The sequence below is a fragment of the Neisseria viridiae genome (assembly GCF_962747995.1).
Taxonomy (GTDB): Bacteria; Pseudomonadota; Gammaproteobacteria; order Burkholderiales; family Neisseriaceae; genus Neisseria; species Neisseria viridiae.
Genome location: NZ_CAUJAJ010000006.1, coordinates 39,269 through 56,248 on the forward strand (window position 1 = coordinate 39,269; position 16,980 = coordinate 56,248).

Below are 16,980 nucleotides of genomic sequence, written 5' to 3' on the forward strand. Positions count from 1 at the left end.
GATCCGTGCGACACGGGCACGACATCATCGATTGCCAAATGGCGTGCAAAAACGACCCCGTTCAGTCCGACGAAATCGTCCGCCGCTTCAAGCGCGACGTGGCATATCAAAAAATCGTCAACCTGATTGAAAGATTAGCTGATGAATAAATTTTTCAAACGCCTGTTCGACATTGCCGCCTCCGCATCAGGGCTGATTGTCCTCTCACCCGTTTTCCTGATTCTGGCGTACCTCATCCGCAAAAACTTAGGCTCGCCCGTGTTCTTCATCCAAGAGCGGCCGGGCAAGGACGGCAAGCCGTTTAAAATGATTAAATTCCGCTCCATGCGCGATGCAATCGATAAAGACGGCAACCCGCTGCCGGACAGCGAACGCCTGACTGATTTCGGCAAAAAATTACGCGCCACCAGTTTGGACGAACTTCCTGAATTATGGAATGTCTTAAAAGGCGAGATGAGTCTAGTTGGCCCTCGTCCGCTTTTGATGGGCTACCTGCCGCTTTACAACGAATTTCAAAACCGCCGCCACGAAATGAAACCGGGCGTGACCGGTTGGGCTCAAGTCAACGGGCGCAACGCGCTTTCGTGGGACGAAAAATTCTCCTGCGATGTTTGGTACATCGACCATTACAGTTTTTGGTTGGATATGAAAATTTTGTTTCTGACAGTCAAAAAAGTCTTTATCAAAGAAGGCATTTCGGCGGAAGGGGAAGCCACTATGCCCCCTTTCACGGGGAATCGCAAACTTGCCGTTATCGGCGCGGGCGGACACGGCAAAGTCGTTGCCGAGCTTGCCGCCGCACTCGGCACATACGGCGAAATCGTTTTTTTGGACGACCGCGCCCAAGGCAGCGTCAACGGCTTCCCCGTCATCGGCACGACTCTGCTGCTCGAAAACAGTTTATCGCCCGAACAATTCGACATCGCCGTCGCCGTCGGCAGCAACCGCATCCGCCGCCAAATCGCCGAAAAAGCCGCCGCGCTCGGCTTCGCCCTGCCCGTTCTGATTCATCCCGACGCAACCGTCTCACCTTCTTCAACAGTCGGACAAGGCAGCGTCGTTATGGCGAAAGCTGTCGTACAGGCCGGCAGCGTATTGAAAGACGGCGTGATTGTGAACACTGCCGCCACCGTCGATCACGACTGCCTGCTTGATGCTTTCGTCCACATCAGCCCGGGCGCGCACCTGTCGGGCAACACGCATATCGGCGAAGAAAGCTGGATAGGCACGGGCGCGTGCAGCCGCCAGCAGATCCGTATCGGCAGCCGCGCAACCATTGGAGCGGGCGCAGTCGTCGTGCGCGACGTTTCAGACGGCATGACCGTCGCGGGCAATCCGGCAAAGCCATTGGCAGGCAAAAATACCGAGACCGCGACGGCATAAGCGATTAAAATACGCCACCGTACAGACCGATTTTGACAACACCTGCGGCGCGCGCCCGATTCTTCGGAACACGCCCCCTTCAGACGGCATAGGGTCGGAAATGCCGTCTGAAAACCGACGGACAAACCATCATGTTGAACACTTCCCTTTCCCCGTGGCCCTGCTTCACCCAAGAAGAAGCCGATGCCGTTTCCAAAGTCCTCTTGTCCAACAAAGTCAATTACTGGACGGGTACCGAATGCCGCGAATTTGAAAAAGAATTTGCCGCCTTCGCCGGTACGCAATACGCCGTCGCCCTTGCCAACGGCACGCTGGCACTCGATGCCGCGCTCAAAGCAATCGGCATAGGCGCGGGCGACGATGTGATTGTCACTTCGCGCACTTTCTTGGCTTCCGCGTCCTGCATTGTGAACGCGGGCGCAAACCCCGTGTTTGCCGACGTGGATTTGAACAGCCAAAACATCAGCGCGGAAACCGTCAAGGCTGTGCTGACCCCGAATACCAAAGCGATTATCGTGGTTCACCTTGCCGGTATGCCTGCCGAAATGGACGGCATCATGGACTTGGCAAAAGAACATGATTTGTGGGTTATCGAAGACTGCGCCCAAGCTCATGGCGCGAAATACAAAGGCAAATCCGTCGGCTCCATTGGACACGTCGGCGCATGGTCGTTCTGCCAAGACAAAATCATGACCACCGGCGGCGAAGGCGGCATGGTTACGACCAACGACAAAACCCTGTGGGAAAAAATGTGGTCGTACAAAGACCACGGCAAAAGCTACGATGCCGTGTACTGCCGCGAACACGCACCCGGTTTCCGCTGGCTGCACGAAAGTTTCGGCACCAACTGGCGTATGATGGAAATGCAGGCGGTCATCGGACGCATCCAGCTTAAACGCCTGCCCGAATGGACGGCGCGCCGCCGAGAAAACGCCGCCAAGCTGGCTGAAAGCCTGGGCAAATTCAGCAGCATCCGTTTGATTGAAGTCGCCGGCTACATCGAACACGCGCAATACAAGTTCTACGCCTTCGTCAAACCCGAACACCTGAAAGACGGCTGGACGCGCGACCGCATCGTCAGCGAACTGAACGCGCGCAAAGTCCCCTGTTATCAAGGCAGCTGCTCCGAAGTGTATTTGGAAAAAGCCTTCGACAACACGCCGTGGCGGCCGAAAGAGCGGCTGAAAAACGCCGTCGAACTGGGCGACACCGGCCTGATGTTCTTGGTGCACCCGACGCTGACCGACGGCGAAATCGCATTTTGCAAAAAACACATCGAAGCCGTCTTGACCGAAGCCGCACGATAACCCTTCAGGCGGCATATGCCGTCTGAAAACACATACCGCCCCACGATATGAATCTGGAAACCCTGATCGCCCTGCCGCGCAACATCAAGAAAACCTGTTTCCTCATACACGATTTTCTGATGATTTTCATTGCATTCTGGTTCACCCAAAGCCTGAAGGCCGACTATTCCGAAGAATGGTTCGACCCCGCCAACTGGCAGTCTTTCCTATTGACCGCGCTTTTGACCGCCTGCCTGTTCTTCAGAATGGGGCTTTACCGTGCCGTCACACGCTTCATCAGCTTCCGCATCCTCTCCACCGCGCTGGCAGGCAGCCTCGCCTCCGCCGTATTGTTTTTCCTCAATACGCTGATATTTGAAGAACGGCTGCGGCTCGCCCTGCCCGTCGTCTATTTCCTGCTGCTGTTTGTTTCCGTGACCGGCTCGCGTATGGTTTTGCGCGGGCTGTTGTCCGAACACCCCAAAAAACAGATGACCCCCGTCATTATTTACGGCGCGGGGCAGGCGGGCAGGCAGCTTCTCGAGGCCGTCAAACAAATGCGCGAATATTCCGCCGCCGCCTTTGTGGACGACGACCCCAAGCTTTGGCACACCGTCATCTACGACCTTGCCGTTTACCGCCCCGACGACATCGCCGCCCTCATCGAACGCTGCGGCGTGGAAAAAATCCTGCTCGCCATCCCCGGCGCGACTCAGGAACAACGCCGCCGAATCATCAGCAAACTGGAAGCCTATCCGTGCGAAGTGTTGACCATTCCCGGAATGAAAGACCTGATGGACGGCAAAATCAGCATCGGCACGCTCAAAAAAATCTCCGTCTCCGACCTGCTCGGGCGCGACCCCGTCACACCCGACGACCGCCTGATGAGTGCCGACATCGAAGGCAAAACCGTCATGGTAACCGGCGCGGGCGGCTCCATCGGTTCGGAACTCTGCCGCCAGATTATCCGCCGCCGCCCCGAAAAGCTGCTGCTGTTCGAGTTATCCGAATTCGCCCTGTACACCGTCGAAAAAGAATTGCGCGAATACTGCACCCAAAACAATACCGATACCGAAATCCTGCCCTTCCTCGGCTCGGTGCAGAACCGCACGCTGCTCACGCGCATCATGACCGCCTGCCAAGTCTCCACCGTTTACCATGCCGCCGCCTACAAACACGTCCCCATGGTCGAATTCAACACCGTCGAAGGCATACGCAACAACATCTTCGGCACACTCGAGTGCGCGCTTGCCGCCACGGCATCGGGCGTAAAAACATTCGTCCTCATCTCCACCGACAAAGCCGTCCGCCCCACCAACACGATGGGCGCGGGCAAACGTATGGCGGAACTCTGCCTTCAGGCGCTCGCCGCCGAACCCGGACAGCAAACCCGCTTCAGTATGGTACGTTTCGGCAATGTTTTAGGTTCGTCCGGCTCCGTCGTCCCGCTGTTTGAAAAACAGATTGCCCAAGGCGGCCCGCTCACCCTGACCCACCCGGAAATCACGCGCTATTTCATGACCATACCCGAAGCGGCGCAACTGGTTATCCAAGCCGGCGCGATGGGCAAAGGCGGCGACGTGTTCGTCCTCGATATGGGCGAATCCGTCAAAATCATCGACCTTGCCCGCCAAATGATTACCTTAAGCGGACTCAAACCCAAAACGCCCGAACAACCCGACGGCGACATCGAAATCCTCATTACCGGGCTGCGTCCCGGCGAAAAACTCTACGAAGAGCTGCTCATCGGCGACAATGTCCGCCAAACCGCCCATCCGCGCATTATGACGGCTGACGAAGTGATGCTGCCGTGGCACGAGCTTTTGCCCATCCTCAACCGCCTGCGTACCGCCTGCGACCGTTACGACCAGCAGGCAATCCGCGACCTGCTCATCAACGCCCCGACCGGCTTTGCCCCGGCCGGCGGCATCTGCGACCTGCTTTGGGTACGAGAAACACACAGAAAAAATGCCGTCTGAACCTTCAGACGGCATACCGTACAAACCAACCTGCCTTACACACACGGAGTTTGATATGCAGTTTTCGGCATTCGGCGAAAAATTCACGCAACACAGCGGCATCCTGCAACTGATGGACGACCTCGGCGACGCGCTCAAAAGCGACAAGCCCGTCAATATGCTCGGCGGCGGCAACCCGGCACGAATCGCCGAAGTCAATGCCGTGTTCGCCAACGTATTTTCCAAACTGGCGGCAGAACACGCCGTCGAGAACATCGGCAATTACTCCAATCCCCAAGGCGATGCCGCGCTGATTGACGCGCTGGCCGCCTTCCTCAACCGCGAATACGGCTGGAATCTGACCGCCGGCAATATCGCGCTGACCAATGGTTCGCAAAACGCGTTTTTCTATTTGTTCAACCTCTTCGGCGGCAAATTCAAGCTTTCAGACGGCACATCCGCAGAAAAAGCCATTTTGTTGCCGCTCGCGCCCGAATACATCGGCTATGCCGACGTACATATCGAAGGGAAGCACTTCGTTTCCGTCAAGCCCAAAATCGAAAACGTCGAACACGAAGGCGAAGCAGGCTTCTTCAAATACCGCGTGGACTTTGACGCACTGGAAAACCTGCCCGAACTCAAAGCAGGCAAAATCGGCGCGATTTGCTGTTCGCGCCCGACCAACCCGACCGGCAATGTGCTGACCGACGGCGAAATGGCGCGTTTGGACGCTTTGGCGCGTGAACACGGGATTCCGCTGATTATCGACAACGCCTACGGAATGCCGTTCCCCAACATCATTTACAGCGACGTAACGCTGAATTGGCACGAAAACATCATCCTCTGCTTCAGCCTGTCCAAAGTCGGCCTGCCGGGCGTTCGCACCGGCATCATCGTCGCCGCGCCCGAAGTCGTCAAAGCCGTCAGCAGCCTGAACGCGATTGTGAACCTTGCCCCCACGCGCTTCGGCGCGGCCATCGCAACGCCGCTGCTGGAAAGCGGCGAGATGAAACGGCTTGCCGACCAAGTCATCCGGCCGTTTTACCGCAATCAGGCGCAAACCGCCGTCTCGCTGCTCAAGCGGGAGCTGGGCGCGTACCCGATGAAAATCCACAAACCCGAAGGCGCGATTTTCCTGTGGCTCTGGTTTGAAAACCTGCCCGTTTCGTCGCAAACCCTGTACGAAATGCTCAAAGCCGAAGGCACGCTGATTATTCCGGGCGAGCATTTCTTCGTCGGCATCGACACGCAGGATTACCCGCACGCAGGCGAGTGCATCCGCATGAGCATCGCGCAGGACGCTCAAACGCTGGAAAAAGGCATTGCCGCCATCGGCAAAACCGTCCGAAAACTGTACGACAACGTTTAAACCGCAAAAAATGCCGTCTGAAAGGTTTTCAGACGGCATTTTTATCCGCATTCAATGTCGGGAAAAATGCGCCCACACCGGCCTGCAGTTTTCCGGCAGCTCAGGACACGCGCCGAGGATGCCGCCGCTAAAGTCGTTTAAACGGTGGAAGTCGCTGCCCGCGCTGGCGAGCATACCGAAGCGTTCTGCCAAAAGCGCGTAGTTGAGGCGGTCGTTTTTGCAGCAGTTGCCGCTGTGGACTTCGATGCCTGCGCCGCCGAGGTTTTTAAATTCTTCAAACAGATTGCGCTTGGCGGTGGCGGACAAATCGTAGCGCATGGGGTGGGCGATGACTGCCATGCCGCCCGCGCCGTTGACGGCGGAGACGCAGTCTGCCAGCGTCGCCCATTCGTGGCGGACGGCGCAGGATTTGCCGTCACCCAAGTATTTGGTGAACGCCTGCTGCTTGTTTTTGACGTGTCCCGCTTGGATGAGGAACTCGGCGACGTGGGTGCGGCTGACCATTTCTTTGTTTGCCGCCAGTGCCAGCGCGCCGTCGTATGCGCCGCCGATGCCTTTCTTTTCGAGCTTGGCGGCGATGGCTTCGAGGCGTTTCAGACGGCCTTGCCGCACTTGCGCCAACAGGTTTTGCAGATTTTCGTCTGTTTCGTCAAAATCCAAACCGACAACATGTATGGTGCGCCCGCGCCACGTTACGGAGATTTCCACGCCGTTAATCAGGCGCAAACCGAGTTTGTCGGCTTCGGCACGCGCTTCGGCGATGCCGCCCGTGTGGTCGTGGTCGGTCAACGCCAGCAGCGTGCAGCCGTTTTGATGTGCGAGGCGGACGACTTCGGCGGGGGAAAGCATACCGTCGGAAACGGTGGAATGGCAGTGCAGGTCTATCATAAGGCGTTATGTGTGTGGTAAATGGTGGGCAGGGTGTTTCAATATTGTCGGGCGGTGTGGCGGCGGTAATGTTGAAGACGGGCGTATGGCAAATGCAAAGGAAAAGCCGCTATGCCGTCATTCCCGCGCAGGCGGGAATCCAGACTTTGATTTATTGGAAATGTTTAAGGTTAACCGCTATTTCAAACTTCCGGATTCCTGCTTTCGAGGGAATGGCGATATGAACGTTTTCAATTTTAATCTACTATAAAAGACTGTCTGAAAACGTGGTTTTATAGTGAATTAAATTTAAACCGGTACAGCGTTGGCTCGCCTTGGCTCAAAGAGAACGATTCTCTAAGGTGCTGAAGCACCAAGTGAATCGGTTCCGTACTATTTGTACTGTCTGCGGCTCGCCGCCTTGTCCTGATTTTTGTTAATTCACTATATCAAGCCGAATCGGTTTCAGACGGCATCGTCCGACCAACCCGCTTCTTTCAATTTCTGCCGTTGCGCGTCGTAGCGGGCCTTATCTGCCCAATAAATCGTCTGAATACACACCTCGCCGCAGTCGCTGCCGCAACATTCCCACGACTCGGGGCGGACGGGTTCGTCTAAAAGCGGCTCGCCCAAAAGGGCTTCGGCTTTATGCTTCAGGGTCGTATCCATCTGCGATTTCCAAGCGCGCGCCGTCAAACTCGATGACTTCGCCGCCGCGTATTTTGGCGGTTTTGCGGGTTTCGGTTTCGCCGTTGCGCAACACCAGCCCTTCGGCGATAAACGCTTTTGCCTGCCCGCCGCTTTCGGCAAGTCCGGCTAATTTCAAGAGGTCGCACAAGGCGATGTATTCGTTGTCTTCGAGATAGACGGTGGCTTCCATGATGTTCCCTTGCAGAAAGAGACCGTTATTGTAGCACCTGCCGCCGCCTCACCCAAAATTACCGCAAAACCGGCAGCACATCCCGCACACCGGTGGATGACGGCAAATGGACGGTCGGGCTGGGCTTAAAGAGCAGCAGCAAAACCGCCAACTCCTACGGCTTCATCAAGCAAGGCGGCTACACGGTTTGGAATACCAACGTCCAATACCGCCCAAGCAAAAACCTGCAACTGGGGCTGGCGGTCAATAACCTGACCGACAAACGCTACTATGAAAACAACAGCAACCGTACAAAAAACTACGGCAACTTCTACGGCGAACCGCGCAATGCCGTGTTCAGCCTGAAGTGGAAGATGTAAGGCGTGCCTTCGCTGCAAAAGTATCATTTTTAATCAAAGAGGCCGTCTGAAAGCCTGACCCTGCTTTCGGACGGCTTGCCGTATGCATTAAAAACATCATGAAACCCCTAAAAAACTTCCTTAATCTTGCCCGTCCGTTTTGGACAGGCAGACACAGCAAAACCCAATGGCTGATACTCGCCCCACTCATCGGCCTTACGCTTTTTTCAACCACCGTCAGCGTTTGGATAGCCGCTTGGGACAAACGCTTCTATGATGCGCTGGCCGCATTCGACGGCGCGTCCATGCCCTCCCTGATCAGTGAATTTTTAGGATATATGGCAATGATTGTTGCCTGCATCGGATTTGGGGACTGGCTGCAAAAACGCCTCATTTTCCGCTGGCGTTCCCATCTGACCGAGCAGTTCCAACACCACTGGCTTGACGAACACAAACACTACCGCCTGCGCCTGACCGGCGAACCAGACAACCCCGACCAGCGTATCGCCGAAGACATCTACCTGCTTGCCGACCAAAGTATCGGCCTGTTTCGCTCCTTTATCAGCAACATCACCAAACTCGGTGCCTTTGTTACCGTATTATGGACGCTCTCCGGCGTACAAACCTTCAATATCGGCGGACAAAACATCACCCTGCACGGCTACCTCGTCTGGGTTGCCCTGATTTATTCCGTCATCAGCACACTCTTCGCACACCTCGTCGGCCGCAAACTGAAAATCCTCAATATCGACCGACAACACCGCGAAGCCGATTACCGCGCCGCCCTCCTGCGTGTGCGCGATAATGCCGAACAAATCGCCTTTTACAATGGCAACGATGCCAAAGCAGACCGCCTGAAACAGCGTTTCAAGCGTATCCGCGACAACTGGCGGCAGCTGACCAACTGCGAATTCCGCCAAGAAACCTTCTTTGCAACCTACGTCCGCATCAGCATCTTTATCCCCATCCTCGCCACATTACCCATGTATCTGGCGAAAACCCTGACCTTCGGCGATATGATGCAGACCCGCACATCGTTTGCCCGGGTTCAAGACAGCTTCGGCTGGTTTACCGATTACTACCGCAGCCTTATCGAATGGGCGGCGGTCGTCGAACGCCTTTCCGGTTTTCAGACGGCATAGGAACAAATAAGTGAAAAAAGGACAACGGCAGCCGCAATACAAAAGCCCGACCCAGCACCGTCCGGCAACAAAGCAGGCGGCATCCTCGTCCTGCAAGACCTGACCGTCCACACCCAAGGCGGCGGCAAACTGCTCTCCGGTATCGCCTTCAAAGCCCGCGCCCCCGAATGGGTATTGCTCGAAGGCAAGAGCGGCATCGGAAAATCCACCCTTCTGCGCGTATTGGCAGGATTGTGGCCTTATTATCTCGGCAATTTCACATTAAAAGGCAGAACATTGTTCCTACCGCAACGCCCCTATCTTCCCGCCGGAACTCTGCGTCAAACCGCCAACTACCCGAATGCCGCACATACAGACAACCACGCCCTTCAGACGGCATTGGAACAGGTAGGGTTAGGCCGTCTGACCGACGACTTGGATACCGAAAAGGAATGGCACTCCCTCCTGTCAGGCGGCGAACAACAGCGGCTCAGCCTTGTCCGAGCCTTGCTGCACAAACCGCAAATCCTGTTCCTCGACGAAGCCACCAACCAGCTCGACGACGAATCCGCATTGACGCTGATGCACATCCTCAAACGCGAACTGCCCGATACACTGGTCATCGGCATCAGCCATCAAAACGAAATCAAAAACCTGTTTGAACGTAAAATTAATTTAACTGCTTGCCATCCGTCCGAATAAGGTATATAGTTCTTTATAACTAGTTTGATAGTTCTTTATATCTATCAATACTCCTTGGGAAGCCTCCGCCATACGGCAGGAGGCATTTTTTTGACGTCGTAAAAGCTCAAAAACATTTGCAGGCAATGCCGTCTGAATCCGAAACGGCATGACCTACACCGCCATCTAAAGACAACCCTGCTACAATACGCCTTTTATTGTCCACGCCGATTTTGCCATGACCGAACCGACCTACATCCCGCTGCGCCTGCATACCGAGTTTTCGATTACCGACGGTATGGTGCGGATTAAAAAACTGATTGCCAAAGCGCAGGAATACGGTTTGCCTGCTTTGGGCATCAGCGATTTGATGAACGAATTCGGTTTGGTGAAATTCTATAAAGCCTGCCGCAGCGCGGGGATTAAGCCCGTCGGCGCGGCGGACGTATGGATAGGCAATCCGAATGCGCCCGACAAGCCGTTCCGCGCCATGCTGATTATCCGCAACGATGCGGGCTATCTGCGCTTGAGCGAGCTTTTGACGGAGGCTTATGTCGGCAAAGACCGCAATATCCATCATGCGGAACTCAATCCCGAATGGCTGGAAAACGGCGACAACAGCGGCTTGATTTGTTTGAGCGGCGCGCATTACGGCGAAGTGGGCGTAAATCTGTTGAACGGCAATGAAGATGCGGCGCGTGCGGCGGCGTTGAAATATGCGGCGTGGTTTCCCGATGCGTTTTATCTGGAACTGCAACGCCTGCCCGAACGCCCAGAATGGGAGGCTTGCGTTTCGGGCAGCGTGAAGCTGGCGGAAGAATTGGGTTTGCCGGTGGTGGCGACGCATCCGACGCAGTTTATGAGCCGCGACGATTTCAACGCGCACGAGGCGCGGGTGTGCATCGCGGGCGGCTGGGTATTGACGGACAAGAAACGTCCGCGCGATTTTACGCCGAGCCAGTTTTTCATTCCGCCGGAAACGATGCTGGAACGTTTCGCCGATTTGCCCGAAGCCTTGGAAAATACGGTGGAAATCGCCAAACGCTGTAATTTGCACATCACATTGGGCAAAAACTTCCTGCCGCTCTTCCCTACTCCGGACGGCTTGTCGCTGGATGATTATTTGGTGAAACTGTCCAACGAGGGTTTGCAGGAACGCATGGTTCAGCTTTATCCCGACGAGGCGGAGCGGGCGGCAAAAATGCCGGAATATCAGGAACGGCTGGATTTTGAGCTGAACATCATCATCCAGATGAAATTCCCCGGCTATTTCCTTATCGTACAAGACTTTATCAACTGGGCGAAAACGCACGGCTGTCCGGTCGGGCCGGGACGCGGTTCGGGCGCGGGTTCGCTGGTGGCGTATTCGCTGAAGATTACCGACCTCGACCCGCTGAAATACGCGCTGCTGTTCGAGCGTTTCCTAAACCCCGAACGCGTTTCCATGCCCGACTTCGACGTGGACTTTTGCCAATCCAACCGGGGGCGCGTGATTGAATATGTGCGCGAAAAATACGGCGCGGAGGCGGTGAGCCAGATTGTTACCTTCGGCACGATGTCGTCCAAAGCGGTCATCCGCGACGTGGGGCGCGTGCTGGAACTGCCGTTTATGCTGTGCGACAAACTGTCCAAGCTGATTCCGTTGGAAGCCAACAAACCCCTGAGTTTGGAAAAAGCCATGGAGGCCGAGCCGCAGATTCAGGAATTAATCGAAGCGGAAGAAGCGGACGAACTCATTACGCTGGCGAAAAAGCTGGAAGACCTGACGCGCGGTTTGGGTATGCACGCAGGCGGCGTGTTGATTGCGCCGGGCAAGATTTCCGATTACAGCCCCGTGTATCAGGCGGACGAATCCGCCTCGCCCGTATCCATGTACGACAAGGGCGACGTGGAAGACGTGGGTTTGGTGAAGTTCGACTTTTTGGGCCTGCGCAACCTGACCATTATCGAAATGGCGCAGAACAACATCAAAAACACCACCGGCGATATTGTCGATGTCGGCAAGATTCCGCTTGACGACCAGGTTGCCTACCAAATCTTCCGCGATGCGAACACCACCGCCGTATTCCAGTTCGAGTCGACCGGCATGAAAAAAATGCTGAAAACGGCGCATACGACCAAGTTTGAAGAACTCATCGCCTTCGTATCGCTCTACCGACCCGGCCCGATGGACAACATTCCCGACTTCGTCGCGCGTATGAAGGGACAGGAGTTCCAATACATCCACCCGCTGTTGGAAGGCATCCTCGCGCCGACCTACGGGATTATGGTGTATCAGGAACAAGTGATGCAGGCGGCTCAGATTATCGGCGGCTACTCGCTCGGCGGCGCGGACCTGCTGCGTCGCGCTATGGGTAAGAAAAAACCCGAAGAAATGGTGAAACACCGCGAAATCTTCGCCGAAGGTGCGGCGAAACAAGGCATTTCGCGCGAAAAATCCGACGAAATCTTCAACTACATGGAAAAATTCGCCGGCTACGGTTTCAACAAATCCCACGCCGCCGCCTACGCCCTGATTTCCTACCAGACCGCATGGCTCAAAGCGCATTACCCCGCCGAATTTATGGCGGCGACCATGTCGTCCGAATTGGACAACACCGACCAGCTCAAGCATTTCTACGACGACTGCCGCGCCAACGGCATCGAGTTCCTGCCGCCCGACATCAACGAATCCGACTACTGCTTCACGCCGTATCCGAACATGAAAATCCGCTACGCACTCGGCGCGATTAAAGGCACGGGCGAAGCCGCCGTCGAATCCATCATCGCCGCGCGGCAAAGCGGCGGCAAGTTTACCGGCCTCTTGGACTTCTGTGAGCGCGTCGGAAAAGAACACATGAACCGCCGCACCCTCGAAGCCCTGATACGCGGCGGCGCGTTCGACAGCATCGAACCCAACCGCGCCATGCTCTTGGCAAACATCGACCTTGCCATGAACAACGCCGACCAAAAAGCCGCCAACGCCAATCAGGGCGGGCTTTTCGACATGATGGAAGACGCCATCGAACCGGTGCGGCTCATTGACGCGCCGATGTGGAGCGAATCGGAAAAACTCGCCGAAGAAAAAACCGTCATCGGCTTTTACCTGTCCGGCCACCCGTTCGGCCCGTATGCCCAAGAAGTCCGCCAAATCGCCCCGCAGAAACTGTCGAAACTCAAACCGCAAGACAGCGTGCGCCTCGCCGGGTTCGTAACCACCGTGCGCACCATGATGGGCAAGCGCGGCAAAATCGCCTTCGTCAGCCTTGAAGATTTGAGCGGGCAGGTTGAAATCATAATCGGCGGCCAGACGCTGGAAAACTGCGCCGACTGCCTCAAAGCCGACCAAGTGCTGATTATCGAATCCAAAATCAGCCGCGACGACTACGGCGGCGGCGACGGACTGCGCATCATGGCAAACCAAGTCATGACCCTACAAATGGCACGCGAACGCTACGCCCGCAGCCTCAGCCTCGCCCTCGCCCCGCATCACGACATCGGCGGACTGGTACAACTGCTTGCCGCCCACCAACTGCCCGACACGCCGCGCATCCCGCTGCAACTGTCGTATGCCAACGAAAAAGCGTCGGGCAGGTTTCAAGTGCCGCCGAAATGGACGGTTACACCGAGTTCCACCTTATTCGGCGAACTGGAAAAACTGCTCGGCAGCCGGTCGGTGCGCGTGAATTGGTAAGCCGGAACATATAGTGGATTAACAAAAATCAGGACAAGGCGGCGAAGCCGCAGACAGTACAGATAGTACGGAACCGATTCACTTGGTGCTTCAGCACCTTAGAGAATCGTTCTCTTTGAGCTAAGGCGAGGCAACGCCGTACTGGTTTTTGTTAATCCACTATATTTTCCGATGCAAAACAAAGCAGTCATATATTGAATTTCCCCCTACCGTTGCCACGCTTCCCTCAAGTATTCGACGCAGTCGGTCAGCGAGTGAAACGGGACATTGCCGTGGTCGGCATTCGGATATTCCCGGAAAAAGACGGCGGCCCCGCGCCTGTCCAACTCTGCCGCCATGTGTTCGGCCTGCCCTGCCATATCGCGTTCTTCCCTGCGTTTACAATCGCTGCCCCGTTCGAGCGCGCCGATGTTGAGGCAGACATCGATGCCGTTTAGCCGGTTTTCAGACGGCATAAAGTCGAGTATCCGCCTGTTGTGCCACCAAATCGAGGGGGATACGAGCCAATGCCGTCTGAAGCGGCGGTGGGAAAGCAGGGAATACAGTCCGAACAGTGCGCCGAACGAATGCCCGAATACGGCGGTTTCATTTTTGTCCAGCCGGTATTTGCTTTCTAAAAAGGCGGTCAGTTCGCTGTCGATAAACTCGGCAAAACGGTCTGCCTGTCCGAACTGCCGCTGTTCGTCTGCTGTGGCGTTGTCTCCAAGCGGCGGCGTGTAGTCGGCGGCACGCTGCGTCAGGTCGCGCACACTGCCTGTCGTGTAGCCGATGCCGACAATCAGGCAGGGGGCGTTGCTTCGGGTAACGGGGTTGGGCATCAGCGACTGCATGATGTTGTACAGCGCGGGGAAAAAGGCTTCGCCGTCCAAAACGAAGAGGATGGGATAGCCTTCAGACGGCATTTCGCCGAGTGTTGCCGTCTGAATCCGATAGATTCGCCCCGTGCAGGTGGATTTGATTTCGGTTTCAAAGGCTTGGGGCAGTATGGCAGGTTGGAATGTGTCGGTCGGTATGGGTTTCATGATGTTCGGCTTGTGGATCAGACTGGCGGCAAGCGGTAAAACCGAACCGGCAAAGCGGTCTGCCTGCCGGTTCGGTCTGTTTTCCTTCGCAATGCCATACTCCAGTTGTGAGAGCATAGGGTATGCCGCGCAGCTTGTTGTGGTTTGATGATGCTGCGGCTGCCGTTTCAGACGGCATATTGGTCTTTAAAAACTGTAACGCAGGTTTGCCGTCAGGCTGCGCTCCGAACCGGGAATGTTAAAGGTGTTTGCGCCGCCGACGCGGGCGTAGTAATGGCGGTTGAAGATGTTGTCGGCATTGATTTGCAGCTTCAGCTTGGGCGTGAAGCGGTATGCCGCCATCGCATCGAAGGTGGCATAACCGCCTGCATGCATCCCTGCAGATGAAGTAATGCCGCTCATCGCGTTCACGCCGCCGCCGATGGTCAGCCCGGACGTAACTTGGTAAGTCGTCCACAGATTCGCGCTGTGTTTGGGCATCAGCAGGAAGATGCCGTCGTCGCGCGAATTGGAGGCGGCTTTGATTTGGCTGTGCAGATAGCTGTAACCTGCATGGATTTGCCATTTCGGTGTAACCGCGCCGCTGATTTCGGTCTCAACGCCTTCCATCACGCGTTTGCCCAATGCGGCGTAACGGGTTTTTTTGTTGTTCGGGTTCAACGGTGCGGCGGCGTTTTTGTCTTTCAGGCGGTAGAGGGAGACGCGGGTATTGAGGCGGTCGTCCATATAGCTGCCTTTGTAGCCGACTTCAAACTGGTTGCCTTGGCGCGGTTTGAGCAGCTTGCCGTCGGCATCGAGGTTGGTTTGCGGTGTGTAGAGCTGGGACAGGCTCAGGTAGAGGCTGTTGTTGTCGTTCAAGTCGTAAACCGCGCCTGCGTAGCCGGTGAACTTGGTTTTGCTGGCTTTGTGCAACTCGTCGCCTTCGCCCGCTTCGATTTTGTAGTGTCCCAAACGTCCGCCGCCGATGAGCGACAGCCCGTCGACCGGATGGAAGACGGATTTGCCGTAAATGCCGAATTCGTCGAGGTTTTCGGTAGCGACGGTATGGCTGTAACCGCGCACGCCTTTGCGCGCGTTGGCAATCAAATCAACCTGCGGTATGCTGCGGAACTCGTTTAAAGCCAGGCCGCCGCGTGCATATAAAGTAGTACGACCTTGTTCGTTGGTGCTGCGGAAACGGTTGTAATCGGCGCCGATGACAAATTCGTTGGCCGTATTGCCCAAGCGGAAAGGCTGGCTGTAGCTGGCGTCAAACGCGAGGGCTTTTTGTTTGATTTCTGTACCCAAACCCACCGCGCAGGCTTTGTCGTCAGCCGTATTGCAGCCCGGGCGGCCTGCCGGGGTTTTCATGCCCAGCTTGCTGCCGGCAAAGGCATAGTTGGAATCGGCTTTCCGGTCGGAATAGCGCATACCGACTTTGCCGTAGCCGCCGTTGCCGAAGTAATGTTTCAAATCGGCAAACACGTCGTGGCTGTTCATTTTAAATTTGTTCCAATCCGCGCCGACAAATACGTGTTGCGGCAGTGACGGCAATTTGTCATTGGCATCGGCTGGCAAGCCGTTGTACGGCGCGAGGCGGCGTTGCTGGTAAAGATAGCCCGCGCCCAAAACCGTATCGGGGTTGATGTCCCAATCCGTCGCCGCGTAGAAGGTTTCGTGCCGGTTGTTTTTCTCGGCAGGACGCGGAGACGCGCCGACGGTCTGCGCCATCACGCGGCCGCGCACGCTGCCGTCTGAATTGAGACTGCCCGATACGTCCGCCTCGGCTTTATATTGTTTGTGCGTACCGAATCCTGCCGCCATATGTCCTTGGAACGCTTTGGTCGGGCGTTTGCGCACCAGATTTACGATGCCGCCCATCTCGCCGCTGCTGTCGAACAAGCCGCTCGGCCCGCGCATCACTTCCACGCGGTCGAAGGCGAACAGGTTGGGCAGCGTGCCGTTGATACTCTGCATCTGCGCGGGCAGGCCGTCGATGTTGTATTCGCTGTATTCGTAACCGCGCGCGTAAACCGAAGAGCGTCCGTCGTCGTTGCTCAACACGCGCAGGCCGGGCGTTTTGCGTGCCAACTGGTCAAACGTATCGACATTGCGGTCTTTGACCTGCTGGTTGGTGATGATACTGACGGATTGCGGAATTTCGCGCAAAGAAGCGGGGATTTTTGTGCCGACGGTGGCGGCAAACGAGCTGTAATCGCCGTTTTTCTCGGTGGCAATCGCGTTGTACGAACGCTGCCCTTTGATGTGGACGGTTTCCAAATCCGCCGTTTGTGCGGCAAAAACCGAAGACGAAAGTGCTGCCAAAACCGTGGCGGCGGTCATATTGATGCGGAAAACTGACATAAACTGTCCCATTCACATAAATGATAATGGTTCTATTTTAATAAAGCGCAACGCGGCTT

Annotated in this window: 10 protein-coding genes and 3 pseudogenes; 8 read left to right on the forward strand and 5 right to left on the reverse strand. The window is 55.9% G+C overall.

Annotated elements, in window-relative coordinates; genetic code table 11:
* The first annotated feature begins 5 nt into the window (after window positions 1–5).
* The 5 genes from Q9J79_RS05260 to Q9J79_RS05280 all read left to right on the forward strand — a co-directional run bounded on the left by Q9J79_RS05260 (window position 6) and on the right by Q9J79_RS05280 (window position 5,996).
* Window positions 6–149, forward strand: coding sequence for a hypothetical protein (locus Q9J79_RS05260; protein WP_275068931.1), 144 nt, complete (start codon window positions 6–8; stop codon window positions 147–149).
* Window positions 142–1,383 carry a NeuD/PglB/VioB family sugar acetyltransferase gene (locus Q9J79_RS05265; RefSeq protein ID WP_301911709.1) on the forward strand — a complete coding sequence of 414 codons (1,242 nt, stop codon included), beginning with the start codon at window positions 142–144 and terminating at the stop codon, window positions 1,381–1,383. Before Q9J79_RS05260 ends, Q9J79_RS05265 begins: the two co-directional genes overlap by 8 nt.
* Before the next feature lie 131 nt (window positions 1,384–1,514).
* Window positions 1,515–2,690, forward strand: a complete 1,176-nt coding sequence (locus Q9J79_RS05270; protein ID WP_301911710.1) for a DegT/DnrJ/EryC1/StrS family aminotransferase — start codon at window positions 1,515–1,517, stop codon at window positions 2,688–2,690.
* A gap of 47 nt (window positions 2,691–2,737) precedes the next feature.
* Complete coding sequence (locus Q9J79_RS05275; RefSeq protein ID WP_301911711.1) at window positions 2,738–4,648, forward strand: polysaccharide biosynthesis protein; 1,911 nt, start codon at window positions 2,738–2,740, stop codon at window positions 4,646–4,648.
* A gap of 55 nt (window positions 4,649–4,703) precedes the next feature.
* Window positions 4,704–5,996, forward strand: a complete 1,293-nt coding sequence (locus Q9J79_RS05280) for a valine--pyruvate transaminase (protein ID WP_301673798.1) — start codon at window positions 4,704–4,706, stop codon at window positions 5,994–5,996.
* Between the two features lie 51 nt (window positions 5,997–6,047).
* Here Q9J79_RS05280 and Q9J79_RS05285 read toward each other — a convergent pair whose 3' ends face one another.
* From Q9J79_RS05285 to Q9J79_RS05295, 3 genes and pseudogenes are all read right to left on the reverse strand, one after another.
* Complete coding sequence (locus Q9J79_RS05285) at window positions 6,048–6,884, reverse strand: PHP domain-containing protein (protein WP_301673791.1); 837 nt, start codon at window positions 6,882–6,884, stop codon at window positions 6,048–6,050.
* A gap of 444 nt (window positions 6,885–7,328) precedes the next feature.
* Window positions 7,329–7,532 (reverse strand): oxidoreductase-like domain-containing protein, encoded by a 204-nt coding sequence (locus tag Q9J79_RS05290; protein WP_301673790.1) that lies wholly within the window; start codon window positions 7,530–7,532, stop codon window positions 7,329–7,331.
* Window positions 7,510–7,824: pseudogene (locus tag Q9J79_RS05295) on the reverse strand (RNA-binding S4 domain-containing protein). Before Q9J79_RS05295 ends, Q9J79_RS05290 begins: the two are co-directional and overlap by 23 nt.
* A gap of 8 nt (window positions 7,825–7,832) precedes the next feature.
* On the opposite strand from Q9J79_RS05295, the pseudogene Q9J79_RS05300 reads away from it, so the two are divergent.
* The 3 genes and pseudogenes from Q9J79_RS05300 to dnaE all read left to right on the forward strand — a co-directional run.
* Window positions 7,833–8,102 (forward strand): annotated as a pseudogene (locus tag Q9J79_RS05300) (TonB-dependent receptor domain-containing protein); the annotation flags it as partial.
* A gap of 98 nt (window positions 8,103–8,200) precedes the next feature.
* Window positions 8,201–9,904: pseudogene (locus tag Q9J79_RS05305) on the forward strand (ABC transporter ATP-binding protein/permease).
* Window positions 9,905–10,121: 217 nt separating this feature from the next.
* Complete coding sequence (gene dnaE, locus Q9J79_RS05310) at window positions 10,122–13,556, forward strand: DNA polymerase III subunit alpha (RefSeq protein ID WP_301911712.1); 3,435 nt, start codon at window positions 10,122–10,124, stop codon at window positions 13,554–13,556.
* Window positions 13,557–13,762: 206 nt separating this feature from the next.
* On the opposite strand, the gene Q9J79_RS05315 is transcribed toward dnaE, so the two are convergent.
* Together Q9J79_RS05315 and Q9J79_RS05320 are read right to left on the reverse strand one after the other, a co-directional pair.
* Window positions 13,763–14,695, reverse strand: a complete 933-nt coding sequence (locus Q9J79_RS05315) for an alpha/beta hydrolase (RefSeq protein ID WP_301911713.1) — start codon at window positions 14,693–14,695, stop codon at window positions 13,763–13,765.
* Window positions 14,696–14,764: 69 nt separating this feature from the next.
* On the reverse strand, window positions 14,765–16,921 hold the full coding sequence (locus Q9J79_RS05320) for a TonB-dependent siderophore receptor (protein WP_301911714.1): 2,157 nt from the start codon (window positions 16,919–16,921) through the stop codon (window positions 14,765–14,767).
* Window positions 16,922–16,980: the final 59 nt, after the last annotated feature.